The sequence below is a fragment of the Flavobacterium sp. 1 genome, assembly GCF_002797935.1.
GTDB lineage: Bacteria > Bacteroidota > Bacteroidia > Flavobacteriales > Flavobacteriaceae > Flavobacterium.
Map to the genome: position 1 here is coordinate 3301797 of NZ_PGER01000001.1, position 24903 is coordinate 3326699.

Sequence of the window (24903 nt, forward strand, 5' to 3'; positions counted from 1 at the left end):
TGCGAAAGGCTTATCTTTGCAAAAAATTTCACACCATGAATAAAAAAGTAATTTTAATGATTTTAGACGGTTGGGGAAAATCTCCTGACCCGAAAGTTTCTGCAATTGATAATGCAAATGTTCCATTTATAAATAGTCTTTATACAAAATACCCTAGCGCACAGCTTCGCACCGATGGATTAAACGTTGGTTTACCAGAAGGGCAAATGGGAAACAGTGAAGTAGGGCACATGAATCTTGGAGCTGGAAGAATTGTTTACCAAGATTTAGCAAAAATTAATTTGGCCGTAGCCAAAAAAACTCTTGCAAAAGAACAGGTTTTAATTGATGCATTCACTTACGCTAAAGAAAACAATAAAAAAGTACACTTTTTAGGATTAGTTTCAGACGGAGGTGTTCACTCACACACTTCTCACTTGCGCGGATTAATTGACGCTTCTCAAGAATACGGATTGGACAAAGTTTTCATTCACGCATTTACTGACGGACGTGATGTTGATCCAAAATCTGGAAAAGGATACATTCAGGATTTACAAAATCACATCAAAAATACTCCAGTAAAAATAGCTTCAATTATTGGCCGTTATTACGCAATGGATCGTGACAAACGTTGGGAACGTGTTAAACTTGCTTACGATTTAGTAGTAAATGGGACAGGTACTCATTCAACTAATGCTTATGAAACCATAAAAGAAAGCTACAAAAACCATGTGACAGATGAATTTATCGCACCTACGGTTATGGTGGACGAAAATGACAAGCCTGTTGCAACTATTGAAAAAGATGATGTTGTTATTTTCTTCAACTTTAGAACCGATAGAGGACGTGAATTGACCGAAGCTTTATCGCAAAAAGATTTCCACGAGCAAAACATGCACAAATTACAGTTGTATTATGTGACGCTTACCAACTATGATGAAACTTACGAGAATGTAAAAGTGGTTTACAACAAAGACAACATCACTGAAACACTGGGTGAAGTTTTGGAAAAAGCCAACAAAAAACAAATCCGTATTGCTGAAACAGAAAAATATCCTCACGTAACATTCTTCTTTTCTGGCGGACAGGAAACTCCTTTTAAAGGTGAATCAAGAATATTAAGAAACTCTCCAAAAGTAGCCACTTATGATTTACAGCCAGAAATGAGTGCCTTTGAATTGAAAGACGCTTTGGTTCCTGAATTAAACAAAGGAGAAGTTGATTTTGTATGTTTAAATTTTGCTAATGGCGACATGGTAGGACATACAGGAATTATGAGTGCTGCCATACAAGCATGTGAAGCAGTTGATGCCTGTGTAAAAGAAGTTGTTGAAGCAGCTCTTGCCAATGATTACACAACCATTATTATTGCTGACCACGGTAACTGCGAAACGATGATTAACCCTGATGGTTCACCAAATACCGCTCACACAACAAATCCAGTGCCAATCATTCTTGTTGACAAAGATTTGAAAACCATCAACAATGGAGTTTTAGGAGACATTGCCCCTACTGTTCTTGCCTTGATGGGAATCGAACAGCCTGCAGCGATGACTTGTCATTCATTACTATAATAAGAAGCGCCAATTGGCATTTTTCTGATAAACCAAAATGGGCGTGAAATTAATTTTTCACGCCCATTTTATTTACATTTTATCCAACAGGTAAAAATACTCCCGCTCTATATTTTCCTGATGATTAGAATGGGCAATTCTGACCATTTCGGCCGCGCGCTGTTTTAAAGTCTTGCCATATAAATCGGCAATTCCGTTTTCGGTGATTACATAATGAATATGTCCTCTGGTTGTTACCACTCCAGCGCCTTGTTTCAAAAAAGGGACAATTCTGCTTACACCGTTTTTGGTAGTTGACGGCAAAGCAATAATAGCTTTTCCGCCATCGCTTAAAGATGCTCCTCGTATAAAATCCATTTGTCCCCCAACACCCGAATACATTCTCGGACCAATAGAATCAGCACAAACCTGTCCAGTTAAATCTACTTCAATTGCCGAATTAATAGCAATCATTTTTGGATTTTTCCTGATTCTGGCGGTATCATTAACTGTTGAAGATTCTCGTAATTCGATAAACGGATTATCACTTACAAAATCATACAACCGCTTAGAGCCTAACACAAAAGTGGACAGCACCCTTCCTCTTAATGATCCTTTATAATTACAATTGATCACATTGCTTTCAATCAAGTCAATCACACCATCCGAAAACATTTCGGTGTGTAATCCTAAATCTTTATGGTTCCCCAATTTGCTTAATGCGGCATTAGGAATCGATCCAATTCCCATTTGGAGTGTACTCCTATCCTCAATCAAAGAAGCAATATAATCTCCTATTTTATCTTCCTCGGCGGTAAAAAGCTCCACTTCATGAGAATAAATAGGCACATCCACGGCTACCATATAATTTATTTCTGAAATATGCAGGATTCCGTCACCAAAAGTTCTCGGCATCTGAGGATTTACCTGCGCTATCACAATTTTCGCATTCTCAATCGCAGCAACGCAAGCTTCCACTGAAACTCCAAGGGAACAATATCCGTGGCTGTCAGGCGGTGACACATGAATAAAAACAACATCTATCGGCAATACATTTCTTCGGAACAGACGCGGCAGTTCACTCAAAAAAACTGGAGTATATGAGCCATTCCCTGCTTTTAAAGTATGCCGAACATTCCCGCCAATAAAAAATGAATTGACATGAAAACTTTCGGCAAGGTCAGGATTAGCGTATCGCGCCTCGCCTTCGGTATGCAAATGGCATATTTCTACATTCCGCAGTTCAGAAGCTCTTTCAGTTAAAGCATTGGCTAGAATTGTAGGTGTTGCCCCAGCAGCCTGCAGATAAACCCTATCCCCTGATTTCACGACTTTGACAGCCTCCTCAGCAGTTACATATTTTTCCATAAATGTTATATTTATAACAAAAGTAAAGCAAATAGAAAAAATAAAATATGACAACGCTCATATTCAAATTACAAAAAGACAAAATCATCCATTGTGTTGCCGTAGATTAAATTTCCTCTGCTCAAAAATTACAATATAAAACTGTGCAATAAACCTTCAGCGGCATAAATCAAAAGCCCAACCAAACCGCCCACAAGCGTACCATTTATCCGAATGTATTGAAGATCGCTTCCTATTTCCAGTTCCAGTTTTTTGGAAACTTCATCGGTATCCCAGCCTTTTACAGTCGAAGAAATCAAGTCGCCAATCATTTTTTTGTTATTGATAAGCACCGAAAGCAAATCATTTTTGACAAAATTATTAATCTTATCCATCATCAGCTGATCGGCTTGTATTCCTTTGCCAAAACCCTGAATCATATTGGCAATGCTCTTTTTTATCGAAGATTCCTCTTTTTGAGCCAAATCATGAGCTATAGCCGTTTTGATTTCCAGCCAAATTCCGCTGATATAATCCTGAACTTCTTTTTTATTGGCAAAGCCAAGAACCAAATCATTAACTTTCTGCTGCATTTCGGGGGATTCTTTCAGCTCAGTTATAAAATCCATTACATAGTCGTTGATTTTTTTTCGGATTGTGCTGTCTTCGTGACTTGCCTGTTCTAGAAAATCGTACAGCCCATTAAAAACTCCTTCTGCAATTTTTTTATCGACCAAACCAAAAGAAAGAAATGGCGTGGAGCTTTTCACTTTTTCTTCAATCAGATGCTTGTTGTTGTGCAATTCTACAATAAGCGTTTTGATAACATTGGTCACCAACTCTTCTTGTTTTTTGCTTTTCGTCAATGAATCCAAACCAAGAGCAATCCATTCGGCAAAATTCAGTTTGCTCAGTTTGTCACTAAATTGTGTTTGCACAAAATGCTTTACCTGCTCATCATCGATGGTTTTCAAAACTCCCGGAATCACATTTTCTGCAATTAAATTAGCCGCCAAATTAGCGTTTTTCTCTTCCATCAGCCAGTCCGAAGCTTTTACCGCCACGTTAAACTGTTCAATTTTTACTTCCAATTTCTCCCTTGTCAAAAACTCATCCGAAACAAAATTTCCCAGGTTCTCCCCTATTTCATCTTTTTTTGCAGGGATTATTGCAGTATGCCAAATGGGAATTCCAAGCGGATGCCTGAACAAAGCAACGACTGCAAACCAATCAGCAATACCTCCCACCATTGCGGCTTCGCTAAATGCTTTTAGTATTCCAATATTATAAAAAACTGCTACTCCGAAAAGAAGTACAGCAGTTCCAAAAAACAGGAATGCAACTCTTTTCATTTTATTCAACTTCTGTTCCTTCTTGCTATTTTCCCGATCTAAAGATGCATTCATACTATAACTAATTGATTTATTGCTAATTTACAACTATACTTTAAAATTTAACCGCAAAGTTCACAAAGAATATCGCAAAGTTTGCCAAGCTTTGTGTCCATTGTGGCTTCTTTGTGAACTTTGTATTTAGATCAAAAAATTAAAACAAACCCAACCTAAAAGAAATAATTTTAAAAGTGTATTTTTGCACTCTGAAAATTCGAAAATATGATTATTCAAAAGACCCGTGAGGAAATAGAATTGATGCGCGAAAGTGCATTGATCGTATCAAAAACATTAGGAATGATTGCTTCTGAAATAAAAGAAGGAGTTACTACATTATATCTTGACAAAAGAGCCGAAGAATTCATCAGGGATCATGGTGCTGTACCAAGTTTTCTTGGACTTTACGACTTTCCGAATTCGTTGTGTATGAGCCCAAATTCACAAGTGGTACACGGAATCCCAAACAACAAACCGTTAGAAAGCGGTGATGTTATTTCGGTTGACTGCGGTGCATTCAAGAACGGATTTCACGGTGACCACGCCTACTCGTTCGAAATTGGAGAAGTCGCTCCAGAAACTAAAAAATTACTTCAAGTAACCAAAGAATCTTTATACGTAGGAATCCGCGAATTGCGAATTGGAAACCGTGTTGAAGACGTTGGGAATGCAATCCAAAAATATACCGAAGCACACGGTTATGGTGTGGTTCGAGAACTTGTTGGTCACGGTGTAGGACAAAAAATGCACGAAGATCCCGAAATGCCTAACTATGGAAAACGAGGTCGTGGCAAACTTTTCATTGAAGGAATGGTTGTTGCCATCGAACCGATGATCAACATGGGAACTAAAAACATTAAACAGCATAAAGACGGCTGGACAATCACCACTGCTGACGGAAAACCAAGTGCCCATTTTGAACATGATGTTGCTATCATCGACGGAAAACCTGAGATTTTATCGACGTTTGCGTATATCTATAAAGAATTAGGAATCGTGAGCAACGAAGAAGATGAGTTCCGCAAAACCCCACTAGTTCTATAATGAAAAAACTCTTTAAAGTTATACTCAACACTATTCCTCGTCCTTTATTAATTAGGATGAGTTATGTCGCACGCCCTTTTATCGCTTTTTCATTAAAAGGAGATACTTATACCGATCCAATCGATGGTAGAAGCTTCAAATCGTTCTTGCCTTATGGGTACGAAACACAACGAAACAATGTGCTTTCGCCAAGTACGCTTTCATTGGAGAGACACCGTTTGCTTTGGTTATACCTAAACGAACAAACTGATTTTTTTACTGTTCCTAAGAAAGTATTGCATTTTGCACCAGAACAGGCTTTTTACAAAATGTTCCGCAAGCAGAAAAATCTAGATTACACCACAACCGATTTGTTTTCGCCTTTGGCGGATGTAAAAGCGGATATTTGTAATTTGCCTTTTGAAGACAATCAATATGACGTTATTCTGTGCAATCACGTATTGGAACACATTCCGGATGACACCAAAGCCATGCAGGAATTGTATCGCGTTTTGAAACCTGGCGGAATGGCTATCCTTCAAATTCCGCAAGACTTAAAAAGAGACGTAACTTTTGCAGACGATTCCATTACCGACCAAAAAGAACGTGCCAAAATATTTGGTCAATACGACCACGTACGTATTTATGGTCGTGATTATTTTGATAAACTAAGAAGCATTGGTTTTACAGTTGTTGAGGAAGATTACACCAATAAAATTGCTCCCGAAATGGTAGAAAAATATTGTTTAGCAAAAGGCGAAATCATTCCTGTTTGCTTTAAATAAAGTCATTGGATTCAACAAAAAATATTTTGCCACAGATTACACAGATTCACACAGATTTTTATTTACGTATTTTTAATCTGTGAAAATCATCTAAATCTGTAGCTTAAAAAATTTCAATCCTCGTCATGTATCTAAATAAATAACTGATTTTGAAAACTGAAGCCCCCTTTCTGTTTTGTTTTGATATAAGTTTTGAAAAAAAACTGAATCATTATATCCCAACGGCATATATTATCAAACAAACGAAGGAAATAAAATATTTAGATAAAAAAGCAAGCCCCGAAGTTTTACAAAGTTTCGGGATTATTTTTGAAGATTTAGACAACAACACCAAAAAAGTGTTGACTATATGCGAAAATTTAAAACCCGAAAAAGTTTTTAAAAAATTCAGCAAAAACAGTAAGTCTGCCAAAACTATTGATGATTTACTGAAAGACAGCAAACTTGAATTTGGCATTCGTCAATTTACAAAAACCAACTTAGACCAATTTTACACTTTAATCAAACAAGAAAACTTTCCGTTATCAATAAATTTAGACAGAGAGAAAGATTTCAGAAACAGCCATGTTTCTGTCAATCATCCGTCTTTGGAAACGCAACTCCATTTTGACAAACACGAAAATGGAATCACCTATATCTTAGCTTTAAAAGACAACGAAACTGTTTTTTATCCATCAGACAAAACAATCGAATTGCTTTTGGACGAACCGAGCTGGCTCATTGTAGACAAAAAACTTTTCCATTTACAACACATCAATTCTAAAAAAATCACTCCTTTTTTGACGAAAAAATCTATTGAAATTCCATCCAAATTGGTTCCTGACTATTTTGAGAAATTCATTAAAGATGTTGCAAAAAAAGCAGACATTACCGCAACAGGATTTGAGCTTGAGACCAAAAACAAAATCGTTTCCTGTGCGATTCAACCTGTGTTGGATTTTTTTAAAAACAGCTATTATGTCAATTTAATTTTCGATTATAACGGGTATTCCTTTGAATTAAATTCAACTAAAAAAACACATTCGAATATTGATTTAAGCGATTTGAACAACATCAAACTTATTCAATACAAACGCTCTGAAACCGAATTTTCATTTACTGATAAATTACAAAAATTAGGTTTGTCCAAAACTGAAAATGGTTTGTTTGGGCTTTCGCCAAAAGCAGAAAAACAAGATCCATACGCTACTATCCAATGGGTGATAGAAAACCAGGGAATTCTCGAATCTTCGGGATTTTCTGTTAAAAATTTGAAAATTGACAGTAAGAAAATTAACACTCGAAAAGTAGAAATTCAGTTTTCGAATGAAGTCAAAAGCGATTGGTTTGACATCAAAATGACAGTGGTTTGTGAGGAATTCGAATTTAATTTCAGCGAACTGATTTCGAATATAAAAAACCGAAACCGACTCTTCCTTTTACCTAATGGCAGCTACTTTTTGATTCCAATTGAATGGATGACACTTTATGCTCAAATGGCAAAATTGGCAAAAGTCCAAAACGGGAATCTTGTTTTACCCAAAAGCAATTTTGCTGTTTTGGATAATATTCCAGAACTAAAGGGGTCAACTAATTTACAAGAAGCCATAGAATACCAATCTTCGCCTTTGGTAAAAGCGACATTGAGACCCTATCAAATTGAAGGAGTCAAATGGCTTTTGGAACATTACAACAATGGTTTAGGTGCTTGCTTGGCCGACGATATGGGATTGGGGAAAACACTGCAAACCCTGACGACACTCGTTGCTGTGCAGGAACAATTGGATTTTGAAAAAGCCGAAAACGTTCAGCTGGATTTGTTTGGAAACGAAATTGTAACTCCAAAAGAATACCTAAAAGCATTGATTGTTCTGCCGTCTTCTTTGGTGTTTAATTGGTATAATGAAGCCCGAAAATTCACCCCGCATTTCCGCAGAATACAATACATTGGCAACGACCGAAAAATGCTTTCGAAAAAACTGGAAAAATACGACTTGATTTTTACGAGCTATTCTATTGTTTCGAGAGATATTTCTATTTTAGAAAAATACAATTTCAGGTATTTGATTTTGGACGAAAGTCAATACATCAAAAACAAGAACTCCAAAATTTTCAAGGCTATCAATCAAGTAAAAGCCAGTCACAAAATATCATTGAGCGGAACTCCTATAGAGAATTCACTCGATGATTTATGGTCGCAAATGCAGTTTATCAATCCGAATATTTTGGGAAGCTATGCTTTTTTTGCCGAAAATTATAAATTGCCAATCGAGAAAAAGCAGGATGAGAACAGTTTATTAGAACTGAAAAACCTCATCAATCCTTTTATTCTGCGACGTACCAAAGAACAAGTTTTAAAAGATTTACCAGAACTGTCCGAGCAGATTTTCTATTGCGAAATGGAACTTGAACAGGAAAAACTTTACGAAGAAGAAAAATCCAAAGCCCGAAACTCGCTATTAAAAACTGATGGCTCTGAAGTAGCTAAAATTAGCATTATTAATACTTTGATGCGTTTAAGACAATTGAGCAATCACCCAAAAATGATTGATTCGAAATCCGAAATGGATTCGGGGAAATATATCGCTGTTACCCGTTATCTTGAAACTTTGGTACAATCCAATCAAAAAACGATTGTTTTCAGTTCGTTTGTATCCAATTTAGAATTTTATAAAACTTGGTGTAAAGAAAACAAAATCGATTTTTGCGAACTTACGGGAGAAACTCCTTTAAAAGAAAGAGAATACCAAGTCAATCGTTTCCAGCAACAGGAAAAACCATTGTTGTTTTTCGTTTCTTTAAAAGCGGGAGGCGTTGGACTTAACATAACGAAAGCCTCTTATGTGGTTTTCCTTGACCCTTGGTGGAATCCATTTTCAGAAAAACAGGGAATTGGCCGAGCCCATCGAATCGGGCAGATGAACAAGGTAAATGTGATTCGGTTTATCACCAAAAATACCGTTGAAGAAAAAATCATCCGCCTGCAGGAAAGCAAAAAATTATTGTCTGATTCCCTTTTGGACGAAAACTACATTGGTGACGAAATCGAGGATAATTTGAATTTTATACTGGAATAGTTTGCCAAGATAAACGCATGAATTTTTTACCGCAGATTGCTTCACCTATTTGCTGTTCATTTTAAACTCATATCTTACTCTGATTAATTTCCATTAATTTGTATATTTACAATCTATGAACGATAGCCCATAATGAAATCAATAGCCGTTTTACTTCTTTCTTTCTTTTACCTAGCCTTAACAGCCCAAGTTCAGACTGAAATAGCGCCACCATATAACATCAAAACTGCTTCTTTCGTTCAGAACAGTCAAAACGTTGTTCCCATCTTTCAATTAGGGGAATCCTTTGGGTTTCAATTTGACGACTTATTTGGCAATGAAGCCGACTATTATTACGAAATCACCCATTGCGACTATAATTGGGTCCCCACAGATATTCCAAAAAGCGAATATCTTTCTGGTTTTGACAGCCAAAAAATTCAGGAATACGTCAACTCTTTCAATACATTACAGATTTTCACTCATTACCGATTATCCATTCCGAATGATTACACCAAAATAAAATTAAGCGGTAATTATGTGCTCACTATTTTAAATTCTGATAAAGAGGTCATTTTGAAAAGATATTTTGTACTGTATGAGAATATAGTATCTGTCCCTTTAAAAATAAAACGCCCGAGAACCGTCAAAAACATTTATTCGAAACACAATCTGAATTTCGAAATTAACACAGATGATTTTCTGCTGCAAAATCCGACTCAAAATTTAAAAGTAGTACTGCTTCAAAACGGCAATTTCAATACCGCCATTAAGAATATTGCACCACAATACAATATAGGCAATGTTTTTGTTTATAAATACGACCAAGAAACGCAATTTTGGGCTGGCAATGAATTTTTAAATTTTGATTCCAAAGACATCAAAAACGCTAATAATTATGTGGGTTTCGTTAATTCTGATAACGGTATTTACAATACGCATTTATTTACCAATAGTGCTAAAGCCAATTTTCCCTATTCCAATTATTCTGATCTTAACGGAAATTTTTCGATCCGAAAACTAGACGGAGAAAACAATACAATTGAAGCCGACTATTCTTGGGTTTATTTTAGCCTGTCTGCTCCTTTGGCAAATCCGAGTTCTTCTGTTTATATAGTGGGAATGTTCAATAATTACAGCACAACTCCCGAAAACAAAATGGATTTTAATACTGAAAAAGGGATTTATGAAAAAGCAATTTTAATCAAACAGGGATTTACAAACTATCAATATACAACAGTAGACAGCAAAGGATTTATCGACTTAGAAAATGCAATTGATGGAAATTTTTATCAAACTGAAAATGATTATACGGTATTGGTTTACTACAAAGGAAATACTGACCGATATGTAAAAGTCATTGGAAAAGGAACCGCCAATTCATTAAATATAACAAATTAGAAAACTTTGAAAAATTTTAAATAGAATATTCATTTTTTTCGTAGATTTGTCGCCATATAGCACTTAATTAGCTCATTAACATGGTTTCGCAAATAACAAGAGGCATTAAAATTTCGGTAATGACTAGTTTTGAAGGAACCTACTTCAAAAACTACAAGATTCACTTTGCCTTTAGTTACGAGATTACAATTGAAAACCACAGTAAAGACTCTGTTCAATTGACTTCACGCCATTGGGAAATCTACGACTCCTTAAATGATTTAGAATATGTTGACGGAGAAGGTGTTATCGGTAAAAAACCAGTTTTAAAACCTGGAGAACAGCATACTTATAGTTCAGGCTGTTTATTATCGTCTCCTTATGGAGCAATGAAAGGATATTTTAATATGATAAATTTTACTTCTACCAAATCTTTTAGGGTTATCGTACCTACTTTTAAAATGTGTGCTCCTTTTGCTATGAATTAAATTGACTTTAATTACAACATTTTTAGCATAATTTAAATCTTTCCTTTGTACTTTTGCATCAAATTATATAATTGCTTACTAATTAATTATAAAAGACATGCTAAAAGGATTTTTTAATGTACCCAAAGCGGTAAACGAACCTGTAAAAAGTTACGCTCCAAATTCTCCAGAAAAAGCTTCAGTTCTAGCTGCTTACAAAGCTATGTGGAATTCCAAAATCGATGTCCCATTGTATATTGGAAATGAAGAAATTAGAACAGGAAACACCCGAAATATGACAGCTCCACACGATCATCAGCATATCGTTGGAACGTATCATTTAGCTGAAAAAAAACACATTGAAAGTGCCATTACCAACGCATTAGAATCTAGAGAAGCCTGGGCAAATATGGCTTGGGAACAAAGAGCTGCCATATTCCTTAAAGCAGCCGAATTAATCGCTGGTCCCTACAGAGCAAAAATTAATGCCGCAACTATGATTGCGCAATCCAAAAATATTCATCAAGCCGAAATTGACGCAGCCTGTGAACTAATCGATTTTTTACGTTTCAACGTAAAATTCATGACACAGATTTATGCAGATCAGCCAAAATCGGCATCCGATATGTGGAATCGTTTAGAATACAGACCGCTTGAAGGTTTTGTCTATGCGATTACTCCTTTCAACTTTACGGCTATTGCTGCAAATTTACCTGCAAGTGCTGCTATGATGGGGAATGTTGTTATTTGGAAACCAAGTGACAGCCAAGTATTCTCTGCAAAAATTATAATTGATGTTTTCAAAGAAGCAGGAGTTCCAGACGGTGTTATCAACGTTGTTTTCGGTGATGCATTAATGATTACCGACACTGTTTTGGCGAGCCGTGATTTTGCCGGAATCCACTTTACAGGTTCAACACATGTATTCAAAGATATATGGGCAAAAATTGGAACCAATATTCACCATTACAAAACATACCCAAGAATAGTTGGAGAAACTGGGGGTAAAGATTTTATCATTGCTCATCCAAGTGCCAACCCAAAACAAGTGGCAACAGGAATCATCCGTGGCGCATTTGAATTCCAAGGACAAAAATGTTCTGCAGCTTCAAGAGCTTATGTACCGCAAAGCTTATGGCCAGCCGTAAAAGAACAATTGATTACTGATGTAAAATCAATGAAAATGGGTTCTCCAGAAGATTTTGGAAACTTTATCACAGCGGTTATTCACGAAGGATCATTTGATAAATTGGCCAGTTTTATTGACCAAGCCAAAAAAGATGCAGATGCCGAAATTATCGTAGGCGGAAATTACGATAAATCTGTTGGATATTTTATTGAGCCAACCGTTATTGTAACTACAAATCCGAAATACACTACTATGGAAACCGAATTATTCGGACCTGTTATGACGATTTTTGTTTATGAAGATACTCAATGGTCTGAAACTTTGAAATTGGTTGACACTACATCTGAATATGCTTTGACTGGAGCTGTTTTCAGCCAAGACCGTTATGCAATAGAAGAAGCTACGACAGCATTGCAAAACGCTGCCGGAAACTTCTACATCAATGACAAACCAACAGGAGCTATCGTAGGAATGCAGCCTTTTGGCGGAGCAAGAGCTTCTGGAACTAATGACAAAGCCGGTTCCGCATTGAACTTATTGCGTTGGGCTTCTCCAAGAACTATTAAAGAAACATTTGTAACTCCAACGGATTACAGATATCCGTTTTTGGGAGAATAGTTAAAAAGTTTCAGGTTTCAGGCTTGAAAACCTTTGACGATAATAAAATAGCCGAATCTTAAATTAAGATTCGGCTATTTTATTATCGTCCCAACAAACCTGAAACTCGAAAAATAAAACATTTTCACACCACAAACTTCAAAGGCAAGTGAACCACTTTTTTTGTTTCGAAAAATTCATCTTCGAAGAAATCAGAAATATTGTATTCTGTTGCTTTGGGAAAATCTTTCAGCTCTTCGGTTAAATCACCGCCTTTCAAATAGAGAATTCCATTTTTCAATTCGTGTTTATTTTGCTTCTTGATTTTGGTTTTTATCCATGAAACAAAGTCAGGCATGTTAGTCACAGCACGGCTTACGATGAAATCAAAATCACCTTTTACATTTTCGGCACGAAGCTGTTCGGCTTTGACATTTTTTAATTCTAAAGCTTCAGCTACTGCTTTTACCACCTTTATTTTTTTGGCTATAACATCAATCAGATAAAAACGGGTCTCTGGAAAAAGAATAGCAAGCGGAATACCCGGAAAGCCACCACCAGTCCCCACATCCAGCACATAAGTCCCTGGTTCAAATTTATTTACTTTGGCAATGGCCAAAGAATGCAATATATGTTTGGTATATAAAGAGTCAATATCTTTGCGTGAAATAACGTTGATTTTTTCGTTCCAATCGTGGTATAAAAAATCCAATTTTTGAAACTGTTCTATCTGATTATCAGATAAGTTAGGAAAGTACTTTAGAATCTCGTCCATCTTAAAAATTTTTAACAAAAGTACTGCTTTTAGCTTAGAAATATTTAACTCAATATTGTATGTTGAAAATTTATATTGGTTACCTTTGCAAATATTCAAAAAATTATATGAACAATACCGCACCTACATTTGCAAAGCAAGACAATTTAAAGTTTTTCAGAACCCTTAATTCTCGAGTTAACAGCTATTTCAAAGAAAATAATATAGAGAAAACAGGTAATTGGAAGATCCATTTGAAAACTGTAATTCTTTTCACTGTCTTTCTTGTTCCTTATTTTTTGATACTTACATTAGACATGCCTTTTTGGTCACACCTTCTATTAACTATCGTTATGGGAATCGGAATGGCCGGAATCGGAATGAACGTAATGCATGATGCCAACCACGGATCTTATTCAACCAAAAGCTGGGTCAATAAATTTATGGGAGGAACCATATATGTTTTGGCAGGAAATGTTCATAACTGGCAAGTACAGCACAATGTATTGCATCATACCTATACTAATATAATTGGGCATGACGAAGACTTGGAAGCAGGTAGAATTATGCGTTTCTCTAAAGAAGCTGAATGGCATAAATTTCATAGATTCCAACAATATTATGCTGTATTTTTATATGGTTTATTGACCTTCAACTGGGCAATTACTACTGATTTCAAACAAATGAAGAATTACCTAAAAAGAAAATTGTCTTATGGTGAGCCAAAAAGCCCAAAAATACTTTGGACAACATTAATTATTACAAAAGTCATTTACATGGGTATTTGGATTGTTTTGCCAATGCTTATTGGAATCACTTGGTGGAAAGTTTTGGTTGGATTTTTTGTAATGCATTACACTGCTGGATTAATCTTAAGTATAGTATTTCAATTGGCACATGTAGTTGATGAAGCGGCTAATCCACAGCCAAACGAAGCTGGCGAAATGGAAAACACTTGGGCGATACACCAATTATTTACCACAGTAAATTTTGCACCCAAAAACAAAATCGTAAACTGGTACACTGGAGGATTAAACCACCAGATTGAACACCATATTTTCCCGCACATCAGCCATATACATTACGGGAAAATTGCAAAAATCGTAAAAGAAACGGCCAAGGAATGCCAATTGCCATATTACGAGTATAAAACAATGTCTGCGGCTATTGTTGCACACTTTAAACATTTAAGAACATTGGGGCTAGAACCCGCACTATAAATAATTATCTAAAAAAAGAATAAACCAAAAAATTACAATTTAATGAGCAATCCACTTTCAGACAGAATTAACAATTTAGCTACATCACAAACATTAGCGATGGCTGCATTGGCAAGAGAATTAAAAGCACAAGGAAAAGACATTATCAGTTTAAGCTTAGGAGAACCAGATTTCAATACTCCGGATTTTATCAAGGAAGCTGCAAAAAAAGCTATTGACGAAAACTACAGCACATACTCTCCAGTTGACGGATATGGCGATTTAAAAGATGCTATCTGCAGAAAATTCAAAAGAGACAACGGATTAGATTACAAACCATCACAAATCGTAGTTTCAACAGGAGCAAAACAATCATTATACAACATTGCGCAAGTAATGTTAAACGATGGTGACGAGGTTATCTTGCCTGCACCTTACTGGGTTTCCTATTTTGAAATCGTGAAATTATCTGGAGGAGTTCCTGTAGAAGTTCCAACCTCTGTAGATACTGATTTCAAAATCACACCAGAACAATTAGAAGCCGCTATCACACCAAAAACAAAAATGATGTGGTTCTCTTCTCCTTGTAACCCAAGTGGTTCTGTTTACAACAGAGAAGAATTAACAGCTTTGGCTAAAGTTTTAGAAAAATATCCAAATATCTATGTAGTTGCTGACGAAATCTATGAGCACATCAATTTCTCAGGAACTTTTTGCAGTATCGGATCAATCCCAGGAATGTTAGAAAAAACGATTACTGTAAACGGAGTTGCCAAAGCTTTCGCTATGACAGGATACAGAATTGGTTACATTGGAGCACCAGAATTTATTGCAAAAGCATGTACTAAAATTCAAGGGCAGGTAACATCTGGAGCAAATTCTGTGGCGCAACGTGCTACTATCACTGCTGTAGATGCTGATCCAAGCGTGTTAAACCACATGGTTCAAGCTTTTCATAGCCGCAGAGATTTAGTAGTTGGATTATTGAAAGAAATTCCAGGAATCAAAATCAACGTTCCAGAAGGAGCTTTCTACGTATTCCCAGACGTTTCTTCTTTCTTCGGAAAAACATTAAAAGGAACATTAATCAAAGATGCGAATGATTTCTCTATGTATCTTTTAGGCGAAGCTTGCGTAGCAACTGTAACAGGTGACGCTTTTGGAAACCCAAATTGCATCCGTTTCTCTTATGCAACCAGCGATGAATTATTAAAAGAAGCTTTACGCCGAATCAAAGAAGCTGTAACGCTTACCGAAGTTCCTGCATAATATAAAATTTGTTTCAAATTAAAAGTTCCAGGTTTCAGGTTTCACAACTTGAAATTTGGAACTTTTTTTCATTTAAAGAAATAGTTGGGCGTGGCTCCGTTGAACAAAGGGGCTTATTTACAGCAACGTTCAGTTGTCCTTTGCTCAACGGGGTTGGGCTATACATGCTACTTCGATAGCTTATTCCTATCCCTCACGCAATCTGGCGTGTAAAAACACAATACCGTTATTCTCAAAATAACAAGCAAAAACCAAAACCAATTTCAAAAGAATTTCACACAAAAAATGTATTTTTGTTACCATCTAAAATCACATTCCTAATCATAGGAAACCCCAATATATATAAAGCTCAAAACAATGAAAATACTACTTCTAGGCTCAGGCGAATTAGGAAAAGAATTTACAATCGCTGCACAACGCATTGGACAAACCATAATTGCTGTTGACAGTTATGAAAATGCTCCTGCAATGCAGGTAGCACACGGTTTTGAAGTCATCAATATGCTTGATGGAGACGCTTTAGACAAAATCGTAGCCAAACACCAGCCTGATTTTATCGTTCCCGAAATAGAAGCCATCAGAACTGAGCGTTTCTATGATTACGAAAAACAAGGCATTACTGTGGTTCCTTCTGCGAAAGCGGCGAACTTTACCATGAATAGAAAAGCCATTCGTGATTTGGCTTCCAAAGAATTAGGTTTAAAAACTGCTGATTACCGTTATGCCACAACTACCGAAGAATTACACAAAGGAGTTGAAGCCGTTGGAATGCCTTGCGTAGTAAAACCATTAATGTCTTCGTCTGGAAAAGGACAATCAACCATAAAAACCGCTGCTGACATTGACAAAGCTTGGCAATATGCCGTAAAAGGTTCGCGTGGCGATGTTGTAGAAGTCATAGTCGAGGCTTTTGTAAAATTCAATTCTGAGATTACTTTATTGACCGTGGTTCAAAATAACAACCCCACTTTGTTTTGCGCGCCAATAGGACACAGACAAGAACGCGGTGATTACCAAGAAAGCTGGCAACCCGCAATAGTATCCGACAAAGATTTATACGAAGCACAAGACATGGCCGAAAAAGTAACCGAAGCTTTGGGAGGAGCGGGATTGTTTGGCGTGGAATTTTTCCTGTCTGATGACGGTGTTTATTTCTCTGAATTATCACCAAGACCTCACGACACCGGAATGGTTACTTTGGCAGGAACACAAAATTTCAATGAATTCGAATTGCATTTACGTGCTATTTTGAGCTTGCCTATTTTCGAAATTAATTTAGAGAAAGCGGGAGCCAGTGCTGTAATTTTGGCTTCCGAAAATTCAACAAATCCAACTTTTGCAGGAATAGAAAAAATCGCAGCTTTACCCAAAACCGATTTTAGGATTTTTGGAAAACCTACTTCAAGACCCTACCGCAGAATGGGTGTGGCTTTAGTCAATGACACTCTAGATACTCCAATTGAAGAAATAGTGGAAAAAGCAAAAGAAGCCACCAAATTAATCGAAGTACATTCTTAATTACTGCTTAAAACCCCGAAAAGCTGTCGGTGTAATTGTAGCATGCTTTTTGAATAATCTCACAAAATAGGAATAGTCATCGAAACCTAACTCTGTTGCAATTTCGCTGACTGTTCTTTTTTTATCAATCAGCATTCTTTTTGCTTCTAGAATAATCCTATCAGTAATTACCTGAGTGGTGGTCTTTTTTAAGATTTCATTACATATTCTATTCAAATGTTTTAGTGTAATATGGAGCTGGGACGCATAAAATGAAGGCGCTTTTTCTGTCCAAAAATATTTTTCTAAAAGCACATTAAAATCTCTTATTTTCACATTATAAGAATGAGTTTCCAGAACATGGTTTTCGTTATATTTTCTCACAATTTCGATATGAATACTGTCTAATAAATTCATGATTTTATCCTGCTTCATGATTTTATTCCCTTGGTATTCCTCAAGCATATTATAAAAATAAAACTCCATCGCTTTTGATTCTTTATCCTCAAAAACCATTTCGGGCGAATTACCTAGAGAATAATAAAACGGATAAGCCTCAATTGTTTTTTGCCTAAAATACAAATTGTACATTTCCTGAGAATAAAACACAACAAACCCATCAATATCATCAGATAAACTCCAATGATGCATTTGCCCGGGCTGCAGAAAAAACAGGCTGCCTGGCTGAATCCCAAAAGTATTAAAATCGATATCATGCGTTCCTGATCCATTGGTAAAAAGAACCAATACATACGAATTATGTCTGTGCGGTTCTTCAACAAAACTGTGATCTACCAAGTGATTTTTAAATGTATTAATATAGAAATCACTATTGATATCATTACAGTTGAACCGCTGAATTGAATAAATTGGATATTTGCTCATAGTTTCTCCATGTCTTTATTGTCCTATAATTAGCGAATATAGAAAACATCTGTGACACGGATAAAAAATACCTTTGAAAAAAATTTAAAAATGTCACACACACTTGTTCATATTCTAAATAATGATTGCCCGCATTGCCTTGAGGGAAAAGTATTTAACGAAAAAAATATCTTCTTCAATATTGGCTTTCCAAAGATGAATCCATATTGTCCTCATTGCCAATTCAAATTCGAGAAAGAGCCTGGGTATTTCTTTGGCGCCATGTATGTAAACTATGGCTTAACCGTAGCGCAGGGAATTGCCACTTATTTAATTGCACATCAATTTTTTACTGAAACTTTCGACTTAAGAATCATTGCAATTATTACTACTGTCATTGTATTGATGGCTTCTTTCAACATTCGTCTTTCCCGATTGTTATGGATCTATATGTTTAAAAATTATTCTATTTAGAATTGGCATAAAGTAAAATACTTAACTTAGAGCTTCCAAGTTACTTTCTTTACTTTATTCTCAAAGCAAAAATAAATGAAATTAATACTCAAAAACATTGCGCAGCATGTAACACTCACGACACAGGAACAGGAACTTTTCTTGTCTAAAACAGAAACACAGCAATACAAAGCTAAAACTGTTTTGCTTAATGCAGGCGAAATCTGCAGACAGTCTTATTTTGTAAATTCGGGCGTACTGCGGAGTTTCAACATCAACGATAATATTGTAGAACACGTTTTGAGTTTTGCGACAAGCGGCTGGTGGATAAGTGATATGTACAGTCTGCTTTCGCAAAAACCGGGAAACCTTTTTATTCAAGTCATAGAAGATGCAGAAGTAGTGATATTATCCAAAGAGAATCAAGAAATTCTGTATAAAGAAATACCGCAGCTTGAACGTTTCTTTAGGATTTTAACTGAAAATTCATTGGTGGCAAACCAGCAACGCTTGATGGATAATTTAAGTTTAACCGCTGAAGAACGTTTTGAAAAATTCTGCAAAAAATATACTAATCTAATTTATAGTGTCCCTCAAAAACAAATTGCATCCTATCTTGGTGTGACTCCAGAGTTTTTCAGTAAGATGAAAAGCAAAATGTTACGCAAGTAGTATCCAGTCGACAGTTTGCAGTTTGCAGAAGTTTAAATGAATTGAAAAAATTAAAATTGCTATTTAACAATTAGTAGCAATTATAGTAAAACTGAATTCTGAATACTTAAATCTGCCAACTGAATACTTTTTCTTAATCTAGGTTAAGTGCAAAACGATGACATCAGATGTAAATTTGTATAACAAAAATCACTAAATTTATATATCATGGCAACTACAGTTTTACACAAAGCAGATACAAGAGGACACGCAGATCACGGATGGCTAAACGCATATCACAGTTTTAGCTTTGCAAGCTGGTACAATCCAGATAGAGTACAATTTGGAGCGCTACGCGTTTTAAACGATGACACCGTTGCAGCTGGAATGGGTTTTGGAACACATCCGCACGACAATATGGAAATCATCACTATACCATTAGAAGGGGATTTGGCTCACAAAGACAGTATGGGAAATGCTGAGACTATCAAAACTGGCGATATACAGGTGATGAGCGCAGGAACTGGAATTCAGCACAGCGAATTCAACCCGAATGCAGATCAGCGCACCAAACTTTTTCAGATTTGGTTATTCCCAAAAGTGAGAAATGTAGAACCGCGTTACCAGCAGATCACTTTAGATACTGCTGAACAAAAAAATAATTTTGCTCAGATATTATCTCCAAATCCTGATGATGCCGGAGTTTGGATTTACCAAGATGCCTGGTTTCATTTAGCCGATTTTAGTGCTGGATTTTCTAAACAGTATGAATTAAAAAAAGAAGGAAACGGACTTTATGCTTTTGTAATTTCTGGAACCATAACCGTTGACAGTCAGGAATTGGAAACCCGTGACGGTTTAGGGATTACTGATTTCAAAACTTTAGACATTAAAGCAACAACTGATGCAAAATTTCTGTTAATGGAAATTCCGATGGTTTATTAAATAGATACTAAGTTACTAAGAATCTAAGTTCCTAAAATTAAATGCTTAGTAACATAGATTCTTAGGAGCTTAGTAACTTTAAAACTTAAAAAAACTTAGAATCTTAGCGACTTACAAACTTAGCAACTTAAAAAAAATGAACGAAGAAGTACAATTAGAAATAAACGACAAAAAAGGATTTTTCCATATAGATGTTAATGGTAAAACTGAGGCTAAAATGACTTTTGTATTTGCTGGTCCAGATAAAATTATCATAGACCATACCGAAGTAAATGAAGGCAATAACGGAAAAGGTTATGGTAAAAAAATGGTAGCCAAAGCAGTAGAATTTGCAAGAGAAAAAAATATCAAAATTATTCCTCTTTGCCCTTTTGCAAAAAAGGTTTTCGATAAAACACCCGAATTTAGAGACGTATTATAATGGAAGATCTTTTCGAAAATGACATACTTGGCCGCATCGGTACTCAAAAGTACTTATGCAACATTACTTGGCGAAACGGACAGTTTCTTATGGATGAACCTGAAAATGTTGGCGGAAAGGATTTAGGAATGGATCCGTTTTCGACTTTAATGGCTTCTTTGGCGGGCTGTACACTTTCGACCTTGAGAATGTACATTGACCGAAAAGAATGGATTATTCCTGAAATAAATATTTCGTTAAATTTATATCAGGAAACTTTGGATGGCCAATTGACGACAACAATAAGAAGAAACATCACTTTTTCGGGAGAAGTCAGTGCCGAGCAAAAAGACCGATTGTTAATTATTGCTGACAAATGTCCGATCTCAAAATTGCTTAAAGGAAAAACACTCATTAACACAACTATTTAATCATGGATGCAAAAGATATTAAAAAGGAATATACCAATGGTGAAGTAACTATTGTATGGCAATCTGGGAAATGCATACATTCTGCAAATTGTGTACACAATAATCCAGATGTTTTCAAACCGAAAGAACAGCCATGGATTACACCAGAAAATTCAACAACAGAAAAAATTATCGAAACTATCAATAAATGTCCATCGGGAGCATTGAGTTTCTATCTAAATAAATAAATAGATTTAATCCTCATTTAATTTCCGAATCACTTTAGCAGGATTACCAACTGCCAACGAATTTTCGGGAATATCTTTCGTAACTACAGATCCAGCTCCAACAACACAACCAGCTCCGATAGTTACTCCGGGACAAATTACAGAGTTACCTCCTATCCAGCAGTCATCTCCAATAGATACAGGCTTAGAACTCTCGACAGTTCTTCTTTCAATAGCATTTAATGGATGTGTTGCAGTGTAAATATGCACGCCCGGCGCAAAGAAAACATTGTTTCCAATAGTCACTTTCATAGTATCCAAAACCACACAATTGACATTGAAATACACATTCTCCCCCGAATAGATATTGTACCCATAGTCGCAGTGAAACGGAGGTTCTATATACAGCCGTTTATGGGAATTCGGCATTAGCTCACGAAGAATAGCACGTGATCTTCCGTTCATCAGATATTCAGTAACGTTTAATTTATGCAGTAATTTTTTAGCTCTTGTTCGTTCCTCTGCTAATTGTTTATCATTAGCAAAATAGATTTCACCCAAAAGCATTTTTTCTTTTTCGGTCATTTTAAAAAAATTATATTTTTAAGAAACCATAAAAATAGTACATAAACTAAATTTTACACAACTCATCATATAGTTATTTTTTTACTATCCAGTAACGCTTCAAGTAATTCAGCCATATCAACTACAGCATAAGTAGAAGAATAATCGGATACAGCATAAGGCAATATAAGACTGTTATTGTGAATTATGGAACCGCAGGAATAAACTACATTGGGCACATAGCCTTCACGCTCTTCTTCCAAAGGAGTAAGCAAAGGCTCGGAAAGTCTTCCGATTTCTTTAGACGGATCTTCCAAATCAAATAATGAAGCACCTATACAATAACGTCTCATCGCACCAACACCATGCGTAATTACTAACCAGCCCTGCTCTGTCCATAAAGGAGAACCGCAGTTTCCGACTTGTGTAAATTCCCATGCATATTCAGGTTTCTGAATAAGCTGCGGATTCTTCCATTCATTTGGTCTTGGCGAATACATTAAATAATTATTGACTCCATCCATTCGTCCCAGCATAGCATATTTACCTTTGATTTTCTTAGGAAATAAAGCCATTCCTTTACCCGTTGATCCTTCACCATATAAAGGCATCACTCGAAAAGTATAAAAATCTTCGGTCGTAATCAGTTTAGGAAGAATGGCATGCCCATTATAAGCAGTATAGGTCCCCATTATGCTTTCGGAACCATCGTCATCCATAAAACGGACAAAACGCGCATCTTCAATTCCACGGCTTTCAGCATCAGATATTGGAAATATAACGCGCTCAGAAATATCAGAATCGTGTTTGAATTGTATATCATAGAAAGAATTCATAAGCCATAAAACTTCTTCGAATGCTTCTTTCTTTTCTTTATTTATATTCAAATTTGCTAATTCCTTCTTCAGTAAATCCTTAAATACAGAATATTCAAACACTTCTGGCAAATCAAGCAAAATGGAAGAATAAATATCGAGCGTATGCATTTCTGTTAATTTGGATAAAATCCGCTTTTTGTTAAACATCATTTTATGCAGCACCTCTGCTTTTTCGATACTGTCACCAATCCGCATCATCCTCATATTATTGTCTTTATCGAGAATTCCTCTTCGGAATACAATCGATGAAACGTGACCTTCTCCTGTTGCACGAAACGAAATAACAACCCGTTTTTCTCCTTTTTCCAAACCTGACTGATCAAAATCTTCAACTATTGATGGATTAAAAAAAGCTGCCGATTCAATAGAATATTCCATAGTAAGATAAGACCCGATGAGCATTTTTCTTTCATCCGTCAAATCTGAATCATTAATCTGCATGTGCTTAATTATATGCTTAGCTTTATCATAATGCTTATGAAATAAAACAGAAATATTACGGTGCCGTCTGGCAAATTCCCTGTTTATTTGTTCCAAAGCACTATTGACTTCAAGATTACTCATCATCAATATGCGTCCGATTAATTCTTTAGTCCGTTCTTCTCCGTTCATAAAATATCTGGCAACCACTCTGCTTGAATCAGGTAAAAACTTTATATTTTTTCGGGTAACAGAAACTTTCATAGTTTTATTTTTAATTATATGACAACGGTAATGCTTTTCGGCTATTGTAAAAAAAACAATCCAACTTAACACTTTCTGCTGTGACTGCATCATTATGATTAAATCACGGCGGGAGTTCTTTTTTTTAAATTTTTTTCCAAATAATTCTTCAGTTTAAAAAACGCTAAAATGAAGAAAAACGCACATTTTCAGTTATTAAGTATTTTCAAATATACAAAATAAACAAGACAGAAAATTGATTTAAAATCAACTCCCACGCATTCGCATTTAAAAAAATCAAACACGAATTTCACAAATTAACACGAATTAAAATCTGTTATAATTGCACGAATATATTCTCTGATATTCAAAAAAGGATATTATGAAAACTGGATTTGCATGAGAGATCGAAGCGACATCCTTTTCTTTTCCTTACTTTTAGGAAAAGAAAAGATACAGCGGAGAGCCCGACCCTTGGAGCATGCCCTAACTATTTCGCATTTGGCAAGTGGATTATCTTATTCTGGGCTGTGGCAAGGGTACAAACTCAGTTTCATTGGGAATTTTTGGAAACTTTTGGTCGATCCAGTCTTGCTTTGCTTTTTCAATTACTGCTTTATCAGAATGCACGAAATTCCAATAGATAAAATGTTCTTCGGGAAATGGTTCGCCTCCAAAAATATAGACGGTACAGTTCTCACTCATTTCAAACTGGCAAAGACTGCTTTCCTTGGCAACCAAAATCTGTTTTGAAGCATAGGTGTGTCCGTCGTTTGTAATTTCGCCTTCCAGAATATACAAGGCACTTTCTCCAAAAAGGTCTTTGCCTATATTCAGTAAAGCTTTGGCTGTACTTTTAATTTCTATCAGATACAGCGGGCTGTAAACAGGGACAGGCGATTTTTTGCCAAAAGCCTCACCTGCAATTAGTTTTACAGTAACATTATCCTGCTGCCATTCTGGGATGTCTTTGGCTTCGACATGTACAAACGAAGGGTCAATATTTTCTTTTTCTTTTGGCAGCGCAACCCAAATCTGCAGACCATGAAGACTTTTATCGGTAGTTCTCAAATACTCTGGTGTCCGTTCCGAATGCACTACTCCTTTTCCTGCCGTCATCCAATTGACAGCACCAGGTGTGATTTCCATTTCGGTACCCACGCTGTCTCTGTGCAGTATGGCTCCCTCAAACAAATAAGTAAGTGTTGAAAGTCCGATGTGGGGATGCGGAGGCACATCTAAGTTTTGATAATCTTTGAGTTGGGCTGGCCCCATGTGATCCAAAAATACAAAAGGCCCTACTGCACGTTTTTCACGAAAAGGCAACAGCCTGCCCACAAGAAAATTTCCAATATCGGCTGCACGTTCTTCTATGATTAATCCAATGTTTGACATGTTTATATAGCTTTTTTGAATTCGTTTAAATTAATTATACTGCTTAATCAG

The 24903-nt window shown here is 36.0% G+C and carries 23 protein-coding genes; 16 read left to right on the top strand and 7 right to left on the bottom strand.

The genetic code is table 11. The annotated features are described in order from the left end of the window. The first annotated feature begins 35 nt into the window (after window positions 1-35). On the top strand, window positions 36-1553 hold the full coding sequence (gene gpmI, locus CLU83_RS13210; RefSeq protein ID WP_100432041.1) for a 2,3-bisphosphoglycerate-independent phosphoglycerate mutase: 1518 nt from the start codon (window positions 36-38) through the stop codon (window positions 1551-1553). A gap of 72 nt (window positions 1554-1625) precedes the next feature. Here gpmI and CLU83_RS13215 read toward each other — a convergent pair whose 3' ends face one another. Both CLU83_RS13215 and CLU83_RS13220 read right to left on the bottom strand, forming a co-directional pair. Continuing rightward, a complete protein-coding gene (locus CLU83_RS13215; protein ID WP_100432042.1) occupies window positions 1626-2900 on the bottom strand; it encodes an acetyl-CoA hydrolase/transferase family protein in 1275 nt (424 codons plus the stop codon). A gap of 128 nt (window positions 2901-3028) precedes the next feature. Beyond that, complete coding sequence (locus tag CLU83_RS13220; protein WP_100432043.1) at window positions 3029-4285, bottom strand: DUF445 domain-containing protein; 1257 nt, start codon at window positions 4283-4285, stop codon at window positions 3029-3031. Between the two features lie 207 nt (window positions 4286-4492). Here CLU83_RS13220 and map point away from each other — a divergent pair, with 207 nt between their 5' ends. The 6 genes from map (at window position 4493) to pruA (ending at window position 12704) form a co-directional block, all read left to right on the top strand. Then, the gene (gene map / locus CLU83_RS13225; RefSeq protein WP_100432044.1) at window positions 4493-5311 is read left to right on the top strand and encodes a type I methionyl aminopeptidase; all 819 of its coding nucleotides are present in this window, start codon (window positions 4493-4495) and stop codon (window positions 5309-5311) included. Further along, complete coding sequence (locus CLU83_RS13230; RefSeq protein WP_100432045.1) at window positions 5311-6075, top strand: class I SAM-dependent methyltransferase; 765 nt, start codon at window positions 5311-5313, stop codon at window positions 6073-6075. Before map ends, CLU83_RS13230 begins: the two co-directional genes overlap by 1 nt. Before the next feature lie 149 nt (window positions 6076-6224). Further along, window positions 6225-9131, top strand: coding sequence for a DEAD/DEAH box helicase (locus CLU83_RS13235; RefSeq protein ID WP_100432046.1), 2907 nt, complete (start codon window positions 6225-6227; stop codon window positions 9129-9131). Window positions 9132-9263: 132 nt separating this feature from the next. Beyond that, entirely contained in the window at window positions 9264-10511 is a 1248-nt protein-coding gene (locus CLU83_RS13240) for a DUF5103 domain-containing protein (RefSeq protein WP_100432047.1), read from the top strand. Window positions 10512-10591: 80 nt separating this feature from the next. Further along, window positions 10592-10978: a Co2+/Mg2+ efflux protein ApaG gene (gene apaG, locus CLU83_RS13245; RefSeq protein ID WP_100432048.1), complete on the top strand. Its 387-nt coding sequence runs from the start codon at window positions 10592-10594 to the stop codon at window positions 10976-10978. A gap of 97 nt (window positions 10979-11075) precedes the next feature. Next, window positions 11076-12704, top strand: coding sequence for an L-glutamate gamma-semialdehyde dehydrogenase (gene pruA, locus CLU83_RS13250; protein ID WP_100432049.1), 1629 nt, complete (start codon window positions 11076-11078; stop codon window positions 12702-12704). Window positions 12705-12828: 124 nt separating this feature from the next. Here the strand turns inward: pruA and rsmG are convergent, their stop codons facing one another. Continuing rightward, a complete protein-coding gene (rsmG, locus tag CLU83_RS13255) occupies window positions 12829-13458 on the bottom strand; it encodes a 16S rRNA (guanine(527)-N(7))-methyltransferase RsmG (RefSeq protein WP_100433731.1) in 630 nt (209 codons plus the stop codon). 107 nt (window positions 13459-13565) lie between these two features. Between rsmG and CLU83_RS13260 the strand changes: the two genes are divergently transcribed. The 3 genes from CLU83_RS13260 (at window position 13566) to purT (ending at window position 17423) form a co-directional block, all read left to right on the top strand. After that, the gene (locus CLU83_RS13260) at window positions 13566-14657 is read left to right on the top strand and encodes an acyl-CoA desaturase (RefSeq protein ID WP_100432050.1); all 1092 of its coding nucleotides are present in this window, start codon (window positions 13566-13568) and stop codon (window positions 14655-14657) included. A gap of 42 nt (window positions 14658-14699) precedes the next feature. Then, the gene (locus CLU83_RS13265) at window positions 14700-15905 is read left to right on the top strand and encodes a pyridoxal phosphate-dependent aminotransferase (RefSeq protein WP_100432051.1); all 1206 of its coding nucleotides are present in this window, start codon (window positions 14700-14702) and stop codon (window positions 15903-15905) included. Between the two features lie 357 nt (window positions 15906-16262). Continuing rightward, on the top strand, window positions 16263-17423 hold the full coding sequence (gene purT, locus CLU83_RS13270) for a formate-dependent phosphoribosylglycinamide formyltransferase (RefSeq protein WP_100432052.1): 1161 nt from the start codon (window positions 16263-16265) through the stop codon (window positions 17421-17423). On the opposite strand, the gene CLU83_RS13275 is transcribed toward purT, so the two are convergent. Continuing rightward, complete coding sequence (locus CLU83_RS13275) at window positions 17424-18287, bottom strand: AraC family transcriptional regulator (RefSeq protein WP_100432053.1); 864 nt, start codon at window positions 18285-18287, stop codon at window positions 17424-17426. It lies immediately after the preceding gene. Window positions 18288-18377: 90 nt separating this feature from the next. Between CLU83_RS13275 and CLU83_RS13280 the strand changes: the two genes are divergently transcribed. From CLU83_RS13280 to CLU83_RS13305, 6 genes are all read left to right on the top strand, one after another. Beyond that, window positions 18378-18740, top strand: coding sequence for a DUF983 domain-containing protein (locus tag CLU83_RS13280; protein ID WP_100432054.1), 363 nt, complete (start codon window positions 18378-18380; stop codon window positions 18738-18740). Between the two features lie 75 nt (window positions 18741-18815). Further along, window positions 18816-19391 carry a Crp/Fnr family transcriptional regulator gene (locus CLU83_RS13285; protein ID WP_100432055.1) on the top strand — a complete coding sequence of 192 codons (576 nt, stop codon included), beginning with the start codon at window positions 18816-18818 and terminating at the stop codon, window positions 19389-19391. Between the two features lie 207 nt (window positions 19392-19598). Then, window positions 19599-20315: a pirin family protein gene (locus CLU83_RS13290; RefSeq protein ID WP_100432056.1), complete on the top strand. Its 717-nt coding sequence runs from the start codon at window positions 19599-19601 to the stop codon at window positions 20313-20315. A gap of 136 nt (window positions 20316-20451) precedes the next feature. Beyond that, a complete protein-coding gene (locus tag CLU83_RS13295; protein WP_100432057.1) occupies window positions 20452-20736 on the top strand; it encodes a GNAT family N-acetyltransferase in 285 nt (94 codons plus the stop codon). Next, window positions 20736-21146: an OsmC family protein gene (locus CLU83_RS13300; protein ID WP_100432058.1), complete on the top strand. Its 411-nt coding sequence runs from the start codon at window positions 20736-20738 to the stop codon at window positions 21144-21146. Before CLU83_RS13295 ends, CLU83_RS13300 begins: the two co-directional genes overlap by 1 nt. Window positions 21147-21148: 2 nt before the next feature. After that, window positions 21149-21373, top strand: coding sequence for a (4Fe-4S)-binding protein (locus CLU83_RS13305; protein WP_100432059.1), 225 nt, complete (start codon window positions 21149-21151; stop codon window positions 21371-21373). A 6-nt stretch (window positions 21374-21379) separates the two neighbouring features. On the opposite strand, the gene CLU83_RS13310 is transcribed toward CLU83_RS13305, so the two are convergent. From CLU83_RS13310 to CLU83_RS13320, 3 genes are all read right to left on the bottom strand, one after another. After that, window positions 21380-21937, bottom strand: coding sequence for a sugar O-acetyltransferase (locus CLU83_RS13310; RefSeq protein ID WP_100432060.1), 558 nt, complete (start codon window positions 21935-21937; stop codon window positions 21380-21382). A gap of 65 nt (window positions 21938-22002) precedes the next feature. Next, window positions 22003-23478, bottom strand: a complete 1476-nt coding sequence (locus CLU83_RS13315; protein ID WP_100433732.1) for a glycoside hydrolase family 130 protein — start codon at window positions 23476-23478, stop codon at window positions 22003-22005. Window positions 23479-23970: 492 nt separating this feature from the next. Then, complete coding sequence (locus tag CLU83_RS13320) at window positions 23971-24852, bottom strand: pirin family protein (RefSeq protein WP_100432061.1); 882 nt, start codon at window positions 24850-24852, stop codon at window positions 23971-23973. Between the last annotated feature and the right edge of the window lie 51 nt (window positions 24853-24903).